11 protein-coding genes are annotated in these 15,803 nt (G+C 68.6%); 3 read left to right on the top strand and 8 right to left on the bottom strand.

Annotation, left to right across the window (positions count from 1 at the left end; translation table 11 throughout):
- Window positions 1-7 precede the first annotated feature (7 nt).
- Genes AB0M22_RS18865 through AB0M22_RS18840 form a run of 6 tightly spaced genes read right to left on the bottom strand, consistent with a single transcriptional unit; the run spans window position 8 to window position 10,447 of the window.
- A complete protein-coding gene (locus tag AB0M22_RS18865) occupies window positions 8-922 on the bottom strand; it encodes a hypothetical protein (RefSeq protein ID WP_364727993.1) in 915 nt (304 codons plus the stop codon).
- Window positions 919-1,908, bottom strand: a complete 990-nt coding sequence (locus AB0M22_RS18860) for a ScbA/BarX family gamma-butyrolactone biosynthesis protein (protein ID WP_364727991.1) — start codon at window positions 1,906-1,908, stop codon at window positions 919-921. The genes AB0M22_RS18865 and AB0M22_RS18860 overlap by 4 nt, the downstream gene beginning before the upstream one ends.
- A complete protein-coding gene (locus AB0M22_RS18855; RefSeq protein ID WP_364727988.1) occupies window positions 1,905-2,819 on the bottom strand; it encodes a nucleoside-diphosphate kinase in 915 nt (304 codons plus the stop codon). The genes AB0M22_RS18860 and AB0M22_RS18855 overlap by 4 nt, the downstream gene beginning before the upstream one ends.
- Entirely contained in the window at window positions 2,816-4,252 is a 1,437-nt protein-coding gene (locus AB0M22_RS18850; protein WP_364727986.1) for an SDR family oxidoreductase, read from the bottom strand. Before AB0M22_RS18850 ends, AB0M22_RS18855 begins: the two co-directional genes overlap by 4 nt.
- Window positions 4,249-7,761 carry an AMP-binding protein gene (locus AB0M22_RS18845; protein WP_364727983.1) on the bottom strand — a complete coding sequence of 1,171 codons (3,513 nt, stop codon included), beginning with the start codon at window positions 7,759-7,761 and terminating at the stop codon, window positions 4,249-4,251. The genes AB0M22_RS18850 and AB0M22_RS18845 overlap by 4 nt, the downstream gene beginning before the upstream one ends.
- Window positions 7,751-10,447: a phosphoenolpyruvate synthase gene (locus tag AB0M22_RS18840; protein WP_364727980.1), complete on the bottom strand. Its 2,697-nt coding sequence runs from the start codon at window positions 10,445-10,447 to the stop codon at window positions 7,751-7,753. The genes AB0M22_RS18845 and AB0M22_RS18840 overlap by 11 nt, the downstream gene beginning before the upstream one ends.
- Before the next feature lie 218 nt (window positions 10,448-10,665).
- On the opposite strand from AB0M22_RS18840, the gene AB0M22_RS18835 reads away from it, so the two are divergent.
- The 3 genes from AB0M22_RS18835 (at window position 10,666) to AB0M22_RS18825 (ending at window position 12,940) form a co-directional block, all read left to right on the top strand.
- Complete coding sequence (locus AB0M22_RS18835; protein WP_364727978.1) at window positions 10,666-11,370, top strand: ESX secretion-associated protein EspG; 705 nt, start codon at window positions 10,666-10,668, stop codon at window positions 11,368-11,370.
- 92 nt (window positions 11,371-11,462) lie between these two features.
- On the top strand, window positions 11,463-11,837 hold the full coding sequence (locus AB0M22_RS18830) for a hypothetical protein (RefSeq protein WP_150403097.1): 375 nt from the start codon (window positions 11,463-11,465) through the stop codon (window positions 11,835-11,837).
- The gene (locus AB0M22_RS18825) at window positions 11,834-12,940 is read left to right on the top strand and encodes a hypothetical protein (protein WP_364727975.1); all 1,107 of its coding nucleotides are present in this window, start codon (window positions 11,834-11,836) and stop codon (window positions 12,938-12,940) included. The genes AB0M22_RS18830 and AB0M22_RS18825 overlap by 4 nt, the downstream gene beginning before the upstream one ends.
- A 163-nt stretch (window positions 12,941-13,103) precedes the next feature.
- Here the strand turns inward: AB0M22_RS18825 and proB are convergent, their stop codons facing one another.
- On the bottom strand, window positions 13,104-14,240 hold the full coding sequence (gene proB, locus AB0M22_RS18820) for a glutamate 5-kinase (RefSeq protein ID WP_364727972.1): 1,137 nt from the start codon (window positions 14,238-14,240) through the stop codon (window positions 13,104-13,106).
- 84 nt (window positions 14,241-14,324) lie between these two features.
- Window positions 14,325-15,779 (bottom strand): GTPase ObgE, encoded by a 1,455-nt coding sequence (gene obgE, locus AB0M22_RS18815; protein ID WP_364727969.1) that lies wholly within the window; start codon window positions 15,777-15,779, stop codon window positions 14,325-14,327.
- Between the last annotated feature and the right edge of the window lie 24 nt (window positions 15,780-15,803).

Genomic DNA, 15,803 nt, shown 5'->3' with positions numbered 1-15,803 from the left:
AGATCGGCTAAGGCCGGGTCAGGGCCTGGGCGATCAGGGTGAGGTAGAGGGCGAGGATGAAGATGACGGCGGGGACGGGTGGATAGTCTTTGCGGTCGCCGCGCAGGAACTTCAGTGCGCCGAGGGCGGGGATCAGTAGCAGCGGGATGGGCAGCCAGGCGATGAGGGACGACGGCGGCGAATAGTCCCACGGCCGGACCAGGAGCAGGTCGAACAGCACCGCCGCGACCGCGCACAGCAGCGAGGCCGCAACGCTTTCCTTGGCGCCCAGGGCATTCGAATACAGCAGTTCGCCCGGACGACGTTCGCGGGATGTCTTTCTGGCGAACTCGAATTGGAGGAACGCGCCGGCGAAGACACCGGCGACCGCCGCGGCCTGCCAGTGCGCGCGCACCTCACCGGTGTCGATCGCCGAGACCACGATGTAGCCGGTGACGAGCAGTTGCACCGGATAGGTGACGACCAGATTCACCAGAATGTTGGTGCGCACGGTGGCGAACAGCTGCTCCAGACCCCACAGGACCAACCCGTAAGCCATTGCGACAGCGATCATTACGGCAGAACCCACGGACAGCGTGAGACTGCCAGCGACAGCACCGATCGCGATGATCCCCATGGCGACCCGCAGTTCGGCCGCGCTCACCGCACCGGTCACCAGCGGCCGGTCCGGGTTGTGCACGCGGTCGTACTCGAGATCCTTCTGCTCATCGACCATCCGCAGATACAGCAGCACGAACGCGACCACGATGATCCGGACCACGGTGGCGCCGGTCGGCCGCCAAGCCGAATCCGGCTGCGTCACCAGCGAAGCAGTGCCCTCCAGCGCGAGCACCCACAGCACTCCGTAGAGCAGGTAGTGCGGCTTGTACATCACCGCGGTGAACCGGGCGATACGCACCACGGACACCAACGGATTCGTCACGCGGACTCCGGTTCCTCGGCGTCGAAACCCAGTTCGTCGTCGGCGAATTCGAGATCGAGCTCGGCGGCGACCGCGTCGGCCTGCCGGATCTCGCAGTGGATCACGGTCCGGTCGGCCTGCTGACCGGTTATCTCCGCGACGCACTCGGCCGGACGATCCAACTCGACGAACCGCTCGAAAGCGCTTCCGACGCATTCCAATCGGGGTGCTCGGTCCAGCACCATGGACAATGCGGTCTGCCTGCACGCTTCGATCAACAGGCTGCCGGGAACGTGGTCGAGCTGGTGGTCGAACAGAAACGGGTGGCCCAAGTCGGGGACCAGGCTGGCCCGCGCGGTATTCCCCGAAAGCTCCGGCGCGGCGATCACCACGTTGCGCCAATTCTCCCGCCCGACCTCGGCCGCGACCGCCCGATCGGCGAGCGCCGAAGCGCCGAGAAACGGCCCGAGGCCGAGGCTTTTCCGGAACGCGCCACGCAGCCCGGCCCATTGCCGCGGGGTCATCCAGGAGAACGAGCCGTCGACGGTCATCATCGACTCGTCGCCGCAATCGATTTCGAGCACCATGTCCAGGCCCTGCACCGTTTCGCCGCGCAGGTGCCGCCGGGGCACCCGCACGCGCATCACCAGCTCCGCCGGGGCGGTGCCGACCTCCCAGGCCGGGGTGTCCGCGCCGGTGCCGTTGAACGTGCGCACGATGAACGCCATATCCGAAGGGACGCCGTAGAACTCGTGGCTGAGCGCGATCGCGCCCTGCCTGGCGGCCTCCATCACCAGCAGCGGATCGTGACGCAGGCCGAGCGAGCCGAGGTGATCGCCGTAATAGGCGTGCATCCTGGGTAATTGGGCGCCGACCACGAACTCGTCCTCGGCCACGGTATCCATCGAGGTGACGAACACCTCCGATACCGCGCACCGGTGCGCCAGCTCGCGCGAGATGGTGCGTAGATGAGTCGCGGTCTTCACCGTTTCCACGTTTGCCGTCACGGTCGTTCCTCCAGCCAGTCTTTCGCGGTCACCGGGCGCAGCGTTTGCGGCTGCGTCCCGACCCGCATCGGGAGTACATAGGACCCGAGCACGATCACCGACCACGGATCGAGTTGCCGCCCCTCAGCCCACGCGGAATACAGCAGCTGCGCGCAGTCCGCGTCCGTCCGATCCTGGAAAGCCGGTGCGGCACCGGACTTCTCCAGATCACGCAGGATCCGGGCGAGCGCATCGGCCCGGTCGAAGCTACGCGCGGGGGCTTGCGTGTAGAGGTCGTGCGCGATCGCCAGGGCATCCGACGTGCGGTCGGCCCCGTCAACTGCCTCGGTGATCACCGTTGCCCGGCGATGCTCGTCCAGGTAGATGGCGAGCTCCCGCAGCACATCGGCGGGATCGTCGGGCGAATGCACCAGATTCAGCAGATAGCTGTGGCGGCCGAGCAGGTGGCGCAGCTCGCCGGGTCGACGTTTACGCGGATCGGTCGGGCCCTTGGCGTCGGTAAGACGCACGGGGACAGGAAGTTCCGCGTCCTCGCCACGCACGACGAGCACCAGCACGTCCGAGATGCCGACCAGTAGATCGGCCAAACGCCGGCGTTCCGGTGAAGCGATGTTCCAGGCGAAGTACCAGAGCGCGCGGGCGAAGTGCCGGTCCACCGCGACGCGGAAGGTGGAGACTACGCGGAAGTTGTTGTCCGCCAGCCAGTCCAACGTCGGCTCGACCGATCTGGCGACGATGGCGTCCGGCTTGAGTAGCAGCATCGAGTGCTCTCTGGCGAACTTCGCGGCGTCGACACCGAGCCGGTCGAGTTGCTCGACGGTCTCTTGCAGGTAGGTGTCGTCGGTATACGCCGTTACCTTTTCCGGCTGCGGGGTCAGCGTGGCGAGCAGCTCGCGCAGCGGCGCGGTCACCGGTCTGTCCCGCCGGAGTCATTGCCTGCCAACACTTCTTCGATCGATGGCAACGGCACACCGAGATAGCCGGATTCCAGGCAGTGGTCCAGCAGCACGCGCAGATACTCCTTGCCGGTCGATGGTGATGGTTTGCCGAGCAGCACTTCGGCATTCGCGGTGCCGAAGGTCAGTCGCCGCTCGAAGTAGCTGGTGTAGAGCGAGCCGATGCGCCGGTAGTACTCGCGCTCGATGGCCGCGAGGTCGTCTTCGCGGAAGGTGGCCGCGGGCACGAAGGTCGCGACCTCGAACGAGGGGTATTCGGCGAGCACGTCGGAGACCTCGCGCAGCGACAGCGTGTCCCGGCCGACCGCGTGGAAGGTGCGCAGGTGCGCCGAGTCGAAATCCAATACGGCGGCGGCGATCACCTCGGCGACGTGATCGACCGGCGCCAGCGCGAGCGTCGCGTCATAGCGGCCGGGCAGCGAGCGCAGCTTGCCCTCGACCATCAGCTTGACCACGGTATAGAGGTTCTTGTACTCGCGGATCACGCCGGTACCGAGGGCGCCGGTCACGATGCCGGGCCGGACGATCGCCCAGCGCAGGCCGTGCTGTCCCGCCGCACGAACCAGGTGCTCGGCATGAAACTTGCTTTCCTCATAGCGGTTTCCGAAGGTCTGGCCGACATCGAGATCGTTCTCGTCGATCACGCCGCTTCGGTTGCCGCACACGTAGGCGGTGCTGACGTAGACGAGCTGAACGTCCCAGGCCTTGGCCAGCGCCACCGCGTTGGCGGTGCCGCGCACATTGAGTTCGTGGTAATCGGTCGCGTCGGCGTCGAACGCCGTGGTGGCGGCGCAATGCACGATCGTGCCGACCCGTTCGGACAGGTCCGCGGAATCACGCGGGGACAGACCGAGTCCCGGCATCCGGATGTCGCCGGCGACCGGGCGGCCCGCACCGAGGGCGGTGCCGTCGTTGCGGACGATGCGCGCGTTGTTGTGCAGTACCGCGGCGACCGGACGGCTCGCCGCGGCGAGGCGCGCCACCACCTCGGAGCCGACCAGGCCGCTCGCGCCGGTGACCAATACTGTGTCGCGCCTGCCCATTCCGTCGTCGTGCTGGCGCTCGGCGCCGACATGGCCGAGCAGCCGGTTGCGGTCCTTCGGTGCCTGTCGAGCGCCCGCATCGCCGGAGCCTGCGGCGAGGCCGGTCGTAACCAGCGCGATGACGTCACCGACCCGGCGGATTCCGACCAACCGCTCCGGCCGATGGCGCGGGAGGCGGAAGGTCCGCTCGAGCGCGACGGTCAGCTCCATCAACCGCAGCGACTCGAAACCCAGATCCTCGACCAGCCTTCGGTCGTCGGCGGCGAGCGCATGCGGGTCCGGGGCCATGGCCTGCACAAGCCTGCGCACCTGCTCGGCCACCGCGGCGTCGGCGACGGCTGTCATGGCTGCGACATTCCTTCCACGCGTAGATGCGGCTGCTGGCCGCCGGAGGCCAGCAGGTCGCGGGCCTCGTCGAGGGGCAGGTCGGTGTCGAGGTAGCCGGCGATGCGCAGCCAGTCGTAGCCGATGGCGAGCGTGCGCCGCCATTGTTCGCGCGAGTCGAACGAGGCGGGGAAGGCGATGGCATCCGGGTCCGCGGCGACCGAACGCACGAGGGTGACGAAGTCGTCGAGGACGGCGAGGCCGGTGATCGTGTCGCCGGAGTCCGAGAACCGCACCTGCCGAGCCGATTCCAGCCGTGCGAGCAGTTCGGCACGGTGCTGGGCGTGCGACGGAAGGAGGCGGCGCAGCGTCGATGGTGGTGCGACGTCGGCCGGCAGTGGGTGAATGCCGAAGGCGGACAGCGCTACTCGCACAGCCATCGCGATCATCCGGTGCGCGGCGATGTCGGCGACCGCGCCCTGACCGTTCTTGATCGCACCCGCCAGATCCTCGCGCGCGTTCTCCAGCACAATGTTCGACCACACCAGGTTCATCGCGCACTCGGTGAAACGACGCGCGGGCAAGGGCGACAGTGTCGCGATCGTGTCCTCGCGCGCGGCCCCTGTGACACCGAGCGCGGGGGCCGACGCGGACGGCACCGGCGTGTAGGGCCGTACCGGTTTGCACATCGCCAGTGCGGGCGTCAGGACTTCGCCGCAGCGCCACTGCAATCCGACGAAGCCGAGCCGGAGGAACTCGGCCAGCTCGGCGGTGATGTCGTGCGGTGCGCGGGACAGGACGGCGGCGAGGGAATGGCGGAACACCACCGAACGCCAGGCGCGGGCGCCGCTGTCCGAGAGGACGAAAACGTCGCTGTCACCGCGGATGACGTGCACGCGCTGCCCGATGTTCCAGGTGGTGACCTGGGGTCGCCTGGCGAACAGAATCTGGTCGGGGTCGTCGGTGACGCCCTCGACGCCCAGCTCGGCGGCGAGTTCGAGAACCTGGGTCCAGGTTGCCTGTTCGGACAACACGCGGGCCTGCGCGTCGCCGAGTACGCCGGGCAGTGCGTCGCCGTAGGTCTGGTCCTGGTCGTCACCCGCCCACGCGTCCGGATCGCTGAGATCGCGGTAGCGGTTGACGATTTCGTCGCTGCCGATCCGCTCGAGTTGCTGGGGCAGCCATTTGGTTTCCAGGTAGCTTTCGCCGCGCCGCGCGGCCCAGCCCTTGATCGCCTGTTGCAAGCCGTCGCGCGCCCAGTCGATCGCCTCTTCGCGGGCCTTGAGCGTGCGCAAGGCGAGGGCGTAGCGCAGGGCCTGCTGTGCTCTGGCGGTCCACCAGTCCGCGATGAGCGTCATGAAGGTGGAATGCGGCAGTAGCGTGCGCAATTCGCCGACGTCCGCGGTTCCGGAGCGAACGACCGTCGCGCGCAGGAAACGTTGACACCGGTTGAGCAGATCCTCATCGATCTCGGTGATGGTCGCGGCGTTCGCGACTTGTGCGAGCTGTCGCCGCATTTGAGACTCGGAACGGGTGCGTACCTCTACCCGGCGTCCGTCGATGAACAGGACGGTCGGCAGCGTGGGCAGCTCCTCGTCGCCGGGGGCGAGCACCAGGAAGTCGACGTCGGACCCCTCGTTCCCGAAGCCCTCGGCGAGTGAGCCCTCGAACAGGACGGTCGAATCCGAGGGAATCGCAACGCTTTCCAACGCACTGTCGAGCAGCTGGCGGACCCGTTCGGCGGCCAGCGTCGGTACGGGTGCGTCATCCGTCGCGACTTGATTCCGGCTTTCGCCGGAATGGAGGGGGGCGGGCGAGCCGAGCGACTCGATGGAAGTTGTTTCCGCCTCGTGCACAACCGCGTCCGCCAACGCCCCGCTGCGGAACTGATCCCACATGTACCGCCGACGCGGCTTACCGCTCGACGTGCGCCGGATGATCCCGCGCGGGCCGGTGACGATGGTGACCGTCTGCGCGGGACCCAGCTCGCCTCGGATGATCTTGCGCGCCTCCGGAATCCAGTCCCCCGGCTTGGACTCGGCGAACAGCGCGATACCTTGCTCGCCCGGCTCGGTGATCGCGACGGCGGCGAGTTTGCCTTTGGTGATGCCGGTTTCCTGCGCGACGCGCGATTCGATGTCCTCCATGAACACCGATCGCCCACGCACCTTCAGGCTCGACCCCATCCGGCCGAGCACGAATACCTCACCGCGATGCAGGAATCCGGCGTCACCGGAGTACAGCGCGCCGTCGATGATCCTGGTGGACGAGCTATCGGATTCGTCGGAATAGCCGAGCGCCACTGAATCTCCGACCACCACCATCTCGCCGAGCGTTCCGTCGGGCAGTTGGTGGCCGTCCTCGTCGACCACGGTGACGGTCGATTCCGTGGTCGAGTAACCGAGTCCGGTGATCCAGCCCGCGCCCTCGACCCGCTGGGTGTCATCGAGCAGTTCCCGTTCGAGGATGGTGACGGGTTCACCGAAACGCAGTGTCGGAGTGTCGATCCGCAGCGCGGTGATCGGGCGGTGCCGCGCCGAGGAGGTCACCATCAGCGTCGACTCGGCCAAGCCGTAAGCCAGCGTGTACGCGCTCATCGAAAAGCCGAGCGGCCCGGTGAGTTTCGCGAACGACTGGAGATCGGCCACCTCGACCGGCTCGGACCCGACGGCGAGCGTGCGCCAACCGGACAGGTCCAGATCGGCGATCTCCTCGGGCGAAACCCGGTGCGCCACATAGCCGAGCGCGAACGACGGTGACGGCGAGTGCTGGGCGTGCGCCATCGCCCGCAGCCAGCGGGCGGGATCGCGGACGAACTGATCCGGGCGCATCAGCCACAGATCACCCTGGTTGGTGACGGTGGTGAGGAACGCGCCGACCAGCCCCATGTCGTGATAGAGCGGCAGCCACGACACCATCGCCTCGCCGGCCCGCCACTCGACCAGCCGGGAGATCATCGCGATGTTGTTGGCCAGGTTGTGCCAGCTCACCCGCACGCCACGCGGGGCGGCGGTGGAGCCGGAGGTGAATTGCAGCAGCGCGCACTCGTCCGGCTCGCCGAACACCCGCTCGTCGGGCGGGCACGGTCGCAGCGTCGCGGCGTCGATCACCAGCGGTTCGTCGGTGCGCCCGGCCGCCGTGGCCGCCTGCCGGACGAACTGCTCGAATTCGGTCGAGGTGACCACCAGCCGGGGTTCGGCCTGCACCAGGATTCCGGCGATGTGGGCGATGATCTGGTCGAGGTCGCCGAACATCGGCGGCGCGACCGGGGTGAACACCCCGCCGCACGCCCAGACCGCGTAGAACGCGGCGACGCAGGGGAATCCGGTCGGCATGATCACGCAGGCGCCGTCGCCGCTGCCCATGCCGTGCTCCCGCATGAGCGCGGCGATCGACCAGGTCTGTTCGGCCAGTTCGGGATAGGTCCGGTAGGCCCAGCCGTCGGCCTCGTCGGCCAGCTGAATCCCGGCCGACCCGGTCGGGTTGGCTAGCCAATCACGTACGGCCGCAACGTCTTTGTCAATTTCCATCGCGGACATCTCCTTCGGCCAGCACAGTAACCGTTCCATTTGTGCCATCGACCCGAATCCGCATACTGGTCCGTACCTTTTTGGTCACGTCCTTGACCTGGACCACCGTCGGCACCCCGAGTTCGCGCGCCACGATCGCGACATGGGTGAGCGGGCTGCCACGCTCGATGACCAGCGCCGACGCCGAAGGCAGGGCGGCCACCCAGCCGGGATCGGTCCGATATGCCACCAGGATGCCACCGGCGACGTCGCGCGGCTCGTCGACGACGACCGCGGCGCCCTCGACGATGCCGGAGGCCGACGGGGTGCCGGTGAGCACCGTGCCGGCCTCGGCCGCCGGGGTGTCGGTGATCGGCACCCACCCCTGGGCCGCCAGTTCGGCGCGGCCGAAGGTCGATCCGGTGGTGACGAACCTCGCCGGGGCGACGAGCCCGGCATCCTTGGCGCGCTGGGCTTTTCGCGCGCCGACGAGGTCGCGCAGATCGCCGGTATCGGCACCGTCGTAGCTGCCGCGCAGCTCCTGCACGGTCAGGTAGAACACGTCGGAGAACTCGTCGATGACACCGCGCTCGGCCAGGTCGCGGCCCATCACCCGGATCATCCGCTTGACCATGCCGAAGGCTCTGGTCCGGCAGAAACGCAGCCGCTCGCGGTGCGCGGCGCAGCGGGAAACCTTGCCGCGCAACCGTTCATAGATCCGGCGGCGGAAGCCGTGCAGGTGGGTGTCGAGGTATTCCTCGGCCTCGTCGCGGTTGCCGAGCGGTGCGTCCGGTAAGGCGCTGCGCAGCATGACGAACAGGCTCGCCGGATCTTCGCGCAGGTCCGGGGTTTCCAGCTTGAGTTCGTCCAGGCTGCGGTAGCCGTAGTTGTCGATGTAGGCGTCGACCTTCGCGCGGAAGTCCGGCCGATCCGCCAGGGCGGGGTAGATCTGTTCCGGCGCTGTCGAATTCACCAGGGCGGTGAGTTCGGGGTCGGCGCGGGCAGCGTCGGCGAGGGCCTTCATCGCGCGGGCTGGTTCGGCGGATTCGACATCGGCGCCGGGTCCGACGACCGCGTAGAGGAACCATTCCGGGGCCTTCGGCAGCAGCAGTTTGGTCAGCAGGAACATCAATCCGGTGCAGGTCAACAGGATTGCGTCGAGGACCATCAGCGGGCCCCAGCGTTCGACCAGGTCGCGGTCCACCTTCCGGTAGGCGGCGTCGGCTTCGGCGCCGGAGAGGGCGGTGTAGTCGATGGCGTCGTATTCGTCGTAGACGCGGTAGAAGTCGGTCATGAACTGTTCGACGATGGCGTCGATGCCGAACAGTCGGCGCACGTAGGTCGCTGTGGTCACCGCGCGCGAGCGCAGGCGGCTCAGCGGGTTACCGAAGGTGAACGGGCGCAACGTCTTCGCGAGGTCGTCGGCGAGGGGCTCGTCCACGCCGAGCGCCGCCTCGAGCACCTTGCGGTTGAGCGGGTAGCCCGGTGCGATGCCGACCATGCGATACCAGTGCAGCAGGTTGTAGTAGACGCGGCCGTGAAAGTAGCCGAGTAGCACCGGAGTCCAGTGTTCGGTCTGACGCAGCTGCGCCTCGGGGACCCGGAGGGACTTCGCGTAACCGTGGTAGACGCGGCCGTAGATATCGGCGGCGGTGGTGTAGGTCAGCGGGGAGGTGAGGCCGTTGAAGCTCTCGATGATGTTGGAGTTGTCCCAGATTCGTTGTTCGCCGTCCGGGACTGTCTCGCCGGCGCCGCGGAGGAGCGCGCCGGGGCGCGCACCGAGGGTGGTGGTGATCGGGCGGGACTGGAGGAACCAGAGACCGTCTTCGTCGATCGCCCACTCCACGTCCTGCGGGGCGTCGAACTCGGCCTCCACCTTGCGGCCCAGTTCGGCGACCTCGGCGATCTCGGCCTCGGTGAGGGCGGGCAGTTCGCGCTGCGCCGGGTCGATCTCGCTGATCGTGTAGCCCTGAGCGCCCTCGGCGACATACGACCGGTCCTTGTCCCCCAGCACGGTTTCCAACACGGCGCCGGAGGATTTGTCGACCACAACCGAGTCCGCGTCCACCGCGCCCGACACCAGGCCCTCGCCGAGCCCGTAGACCGCGCTGATGACCAATTCGTCGCGGGCGCCGCTGATCGGGTTCGCGGTGAACGTCACGCCGCTGGCCCGCGCCGCGATCAGCCGTTGCAGCACAACGGCGACCGCGCCCGCGCGCGGCTGCCTGTGGGTGAACGCGTAGCGCAGCGATCGCTCGGAGAAGGCGGATGCCCAACAGTCGCGTACCCGGTCGAGCACCGCGTCGAGGCCGTTGACGTTCAGGAAGGAGTCGAACTGGCCCGCGTACGAGTGCTCCGGCCCGTCCTCGGTGACCACCGAGGAGCGCACCGCGATCGAGCCGCCGAGCCGCGCGTACGCGTCGGCGATCACCGCACAGATCTCGGCTGGCAGCGGTGTCGCGGCGATGTCGGCTCGCAGCGCGGCACCCGCGATGAGTGTCGCATCCAGGTCATCCAGCAGTGTGACCTCGGTCACTTTTCTCAGCAGATCGGTCTCGGCGGTGAATTGCGCGAAGACGTCCGTGCCGAGCACGGTCCAGTCCGGGACCCGAAAACCGCACTGGCGCAGGCGGTGCAGCCCACGCGCTTTACCGCCGCCGACGGCGGCGATCGTCGCGATATCGGTCCACGGTCCAAGCACCTGCACGGCATGCTCCCATCACCCCTGATCTTCGTGCCGGAGCACCACGCACCGGCTCACCCGGGCCGCGCAAAACTAAGTGGGGGTTGTATGGATATATCCGAGAATTCACCGCAGTGTTAGCCCACAATCCTAGGTGCTCGGTGCGGCAACCACCCGCGCGCGCCACGACCGTTAAGCTACAAACCAGTTTCGGTGTGTTCGGTGAGGATGTGATTCGGGCGGTGAGTTGGACCTTCACTCCGGACGAGTTCGCCCACCTGTGGGGCGAAACCGACCTGGATCGGCACCCGTATCCGTTGCGGATCCTGGAGACCCCGCGGACTGAGGACGAGGCCGATCGGCTGCGCGCGACGCTGAGCGAGCGGCTGCCGCTGCGCGCCGACCCCGATCTGAGCGCCTGCCTGCGGATTCTCGCCGCACCACAGACCAGGATCGTCGCGATCGGCGGCACGCACACGCCGGGGAGCGAGATCCGGCTGCTCGCCGCGGCCATCTTCGACCGGGCCGTGCTCGCCGTGCAGGAGCCCGGCTCGACGCCGGAGTTCGGCGGGCGGGTCCGGCTCTCGATCGGGCACAGCGGCAAGCTCGGCCTCCGGATCGCCGGACTGCTGCCCGCCGCGCCGCCCGGCCGGGAACCGGCCCGGGTCGCGCCGACGGCCGCCGTGCGCGACGAGGAGACGGTGGTCGCGCAGCAGCCGACGGCACCGCGCATCCGCAAGCTGCTGCTGAAACCGCACAGCGCGGAAGGACATATCCGGATCGAGCCGGGGCTGGACCAGCCGACGCCGGCCCCGCCGATCCACTACACCTGGTTCGACGTCAAGGGCGACGGGCGATACCTGATCAGGGCGGGCAAGGAAGTGCACATCACGCCCGCCTCCGCCGAGCAGATCGGCGCGCAACTGCAGAAACGCATCCAGTCATGAGCCCGGCCGCCGATGCCGACGGATAACCACTGCTGCCGGTCGAAGCGGCCACGGGCTAGTCTGAGGCGGACCGACCATCTCAGGGGTGTGCGATGACGATCGAGACCAGCCGAGCCGATATCGTCCGGTTCAAGCAAGCGGCCCAGGCAGGCAGCGTCCAGTTCGATCCGGCTGCCGCGCGGCGCTGCGCCGAGATGTACGACCAGCAAGCCGAGCGGTTGATCCACCTGCAGCAGCGCCTCGAAACCGCCGCGGAACTGGGCGGATTCGGCGGATTCGTATCCGCGCAGCAGTTACAGGCCGGGTTCAATCACAAAGCGCGCGACGCCGCCACGTTGCTGGACAGCTACATCGAGGCCGCGTACCGGATGAAGGAAGCCTTCTTGATCAGCGGCGGACTACTCGAAGAAGCCGATGCCGCCAACGCCGCCGCCCTGCGCGCCGTCGCCTCGAGGCTTCCGCGATGACCGGCACCGATCCCGACTACATCAGCTCGATGGAGCACTTCGAGTCGATGCGGCACGAAGAGATCTACGCCAAGACCCAGCAGATCGACGCCGCCGAGGTGCTGCGCGCGTCGGTCGCGTGGCTGGAAGTGGCCGGAACGCTGAGCACGTCCTTCCCGCTCACCCGCGGCAGCGTGGACCGGGTGATGAACTCGATGGAGTGGAAGGGTGCCGCGGCCGACGCCGCCTTCGCCAGCATCCGCAGCTTCGCGGCCTCGGCGGACGAACTGGCCGCGGTGATGGGGCAGGTCGGCGCCCGGCTGGGCGGCGTTGCCGCGGCGGCCGAGGCGGTCAAGATCGCGGTGGCGCCGCCGGGTTCGTCCGGGCCGATCGGTGCGGTCGCGCGGCTGCTGGAGGCCGCGCACGTCATCGACGCGAAGATGGCCGAGGAGGCGCTGCGGCAAGAGGCCGTGCTCGCGATGAACATGGTGTACAAGCCGGCCTATGGGATGGCAGGTAAGGCCGTTCCGGCGCTGCCGTCGCCGCCGGAGTTGCCCGCCGACATCAAGCCCGTACCCGCCGCGCCGCAGCAGCGCCGGCCGGCTCCGCCGAGTGAGCAGCCGGAATACACTCCGCCGCAACAGTTCCCACCGGACAGTCAGCCGAACGGTCGTCCGTCGACGCCCGCTCCGGCACCCTCGGTCCCGGAATCCCAAGCGCCCCCGAGCACTACGACTCCGCCGCGCCCGGTCCCCGACCCGCAGCCGACGCCTCCCCCGACGACCCAGGCGCCGCCACCGACCACTCAGCAAGCGCCGCCACCGCCGACCCAGGAAGCTCCGCCGTCGACGCAACCGGCACCGTCAACTCAGCAGGCACCCCCGCCTTCCCCTGCGCCGGCCCCGGCCCCGCAACAGGCCCCGCCACCCCCGACCACCGAGCAGGCACCCCCACCCCTGCCCTCTCCCCCACCCGCACCGCCGATCCCCGCCCCAGCGCAACCGCCTGTCCCCCTGCCGGATCCAGGCGGCCAGCCAGGCGTAACCGGCCCGATCCCGGCGGAAGACCAACAGCAACCACCATCAACCACCAACCAACCCGGAGTGGTCCCCTCCCAGAAGTAACCGTCGGCAAGCCAACCCCGTTGGCGCGCAACACAACACGCTGAGCGAAGACGCAAACCTTCTGATTTCTCGCATACGGAATCGCATGCCATTGCGTATGCGGGAAATCAGGGGGTGTGCGGGTGTTGGTCCGTCTGGACGAAGCGGACGGGCTGCGGTGAGCCTAGACCTTGACCAGGTCGTCGGCGTGGATTACGGGGCGCTGCATGGTTTCTGGGAGTTCTTTGGTGGAGTGGCCGAGCATGGTGGTTAGTTCGGTGCTGTCGTAGGCGACTACGCCGCGGGCTATCAGGCGGTCACCGGTGGAGATCAGGTCTACTACGTCGCCGCCGTAGAAGCGGCCGCGGAGGGCGGTGATGCCTGCGGCTAGTAGGGAGCGGCGGTCTTCGACGGCGCGGGCGGCGCCTTCGTCGATGAGCAGGGCGCCGCGGCTGTCGGCGGCGTGGCGGACCCAGAACTTGCGGGCGGACAGGCGGGTTGGGCGGGCCGCGAAGGCGGTGCCGACCTTGCCGGTGGTCAGGGCCAGGTCGGCGGCGCTGGCGGCGGCGAGCAGGACGGGGACGCCCGCGTCGGCGGCCAGGCGGGCGGCGGAGAGCTTGGAGGCCATGCCGCCGGTGCCGAGTGCGCCACCGCTGCCGGCGATCACGCCGTCGAGGTCGGCGCTGCTGCGCACCTCGGGAATGAAGCTGGCGGCGCCCTTGCGGGGATCGCCGTCGTAGAGGCCCTCGACGTCGGAGAGCAGCACCAGTGCGTCGGCGCCGACCAGGTGGGCGACGAGTGCGGCGAGGCGGTCGTTGTCGCCGAAGCGGATCTCTTCCGTTGCGACGGTGTCGTTTTCGTTGACCACGGCGATCGCGCCGAGCGAACGCAGCCGGTCCAGGGTCCGTTGCGCGTTGCGGTGGTGCTCGCGGCGCGCGAAATCGTCGGCGCTCAACAGGACTTGGCCGACGGTGCGGCCGTACCGGGCGAAGGAGGTGCCCCAGGCGTGGGCGAGGGCCAGCTGACCGACGCTGGCCGCGGCCTGCTTGGTGGCCAGGTCACGGGGTCGGGTGCTGAGTCCGAGCGGGGCGAGACCCGCGCCGATGGCGCCCGAAGACACCACCACCACATCGGATCCCGCGCGCATCCGCGCCTCCACCGCATCGGCGAGGCGATCGAGGCGCGCGGTGTCGAGCCCGCCCTCCAGGCTGGTCAGCGCCGACGAGCCGATCTTCACCACGACTCGGCGGGCCGACGCGATCGCCAGCCGGGCCTCACTCAGCTCCGAATCCGCCTCGGTAGCATCCGAACTCACTGTCATCGCAATCGAACTCCCTGCGCAGCAATAGAACTCGCCGACACCGAACCTACCGCAGCCGGCTCGGCCGAAGCCGAGCCCGCGCGTCTACTCTTCGTCTTCCTTGACCAAACCACGCCGCACCCGGGACGCGTGCTTGCGCTCGGCGGCACTGATCCGATCGTCCTGCTCGAGTCGAATATCGGTGCCACGACCGGTCGGCACCATGTCGATGCCCGCCGAAATCTGCGGCTCCCATTCGAAGGTCACGTTGCCGATGGTCACCGGGGCTCCCGGCTCGGCGCCCTGCTTGACCAGCTCGTCCTCGACGCCGAGGCGAGCAAGCCGGTCTGCGAGGTAACCGACGGCCTCGTCGTTGTCGAACTGCGTCTGCACGACCCAGCGCTCCGGCTGCGAGCCACGCACGATGAAGCCGCCCGGCTCCTGCGGGTCCGCGACGACGCTGAAGCCGGTCTGGTTGACCGCGATCGGCCGGATCACCGGACGTGCGGGCGCGGCCTTCGGATGCGCCTCGCGGTATTTCAGCACCAGGTCGGCGAGCGCGAAGGTCAAGGGCCGCAAGCCTTCCCGGCTCACTGCCGAGATCTCGAAGACCGGCCAGCCGCGGGCGGTGAACTCGGGGGTGACCATCTCGGCCAGCTCGGCGGCGTCCGGTACGTCGATCTTGTTCAGGATGACCACGCGCGGCCGGTCGGCCAGATCGCCGAGGTCGGCGTCGGCGCTCAGCGCGGGCTTGTAGGCGGCGAGTTCGGCCTCCAGCGCGTCCACGTCGGAGACCGGGTCGCGGCCCGGTTCGAGGGTGGCGCAGTCGACGACGTGCGCGAGCACCGCGCAGCGCTCCAGGTGGCGGAGGAAGTCGAGGCCGAGGCCGCGACCTTCGCTGGCACCCGGGATCAGACCGGGCACGTCGGCGACGGTGAAGGTGGTGTCGCCGCTGAGTACCACGCCGAGGTTGGGCACCAGGGTGGTGAACGGGTAGTCGGCGATCTTCGGCTTGGCCGCGGACAGCACGGACACCAGCGAGGACTTGCCAGCGGACGGGAAGCCGACCAGGCCGACATCGGCGACAGACTTCAGTTCGAGGACCAGATCGACCTCGTCGCCGTCCTCGCCGAGCAGCGCGAAGCCGGGGGCCTTGCGCGCTTTCGAGGCGAGTGCGGCGTTGCCGAGTCCACCGCGGCCGCCGCGGGCGGCGATGAACTGGTTGCCCGCACCGACCAGGTCCATCAGGACCTTGCCGTCGCCATCCAGCACCATGGTGCCGTCGGGCACCTTGAGCAGCAGGTCGACGCCTTGTTTGCCGTCGCGGTTGCTGCCCTCGCCGGGCTTGCCGTTGCCGGCCTTGGCGTGCGGGTGGAAGTGGAAGTCGAGCAGGGTGTGCACGTTGGGGTCGACCTCGAGGATCACGTCCCCGCCGTTGCCGCCGTTGCCGCCGTTGGGGCCGCCGAGCGGCATGAACTTCTCGCGGAGTACCGAGGCACAGCCGTGTCCGCCTTTGCCGGCACGCACGTGCAGTACGACACGGTCGATGAACTTGGACATTTCCGAATCATCCTCCTTCAGGAC

The sequence above is a fragment of the Nocardia sp. NPDC051756 genome (assembly GCF_040681495.1).
In the GTDB taxonomy this organism is placed as follows: Bacteria; Actinomycetota; Actinomycetes; order Mycobacteriales; family Mycobacteriaceae; genus Nocardia.
The sequence above is the reverse complement of the archived record's forward strand: the minus strand, read 5'-3'. Positions and strand labels throughout refer to the sequence as shown.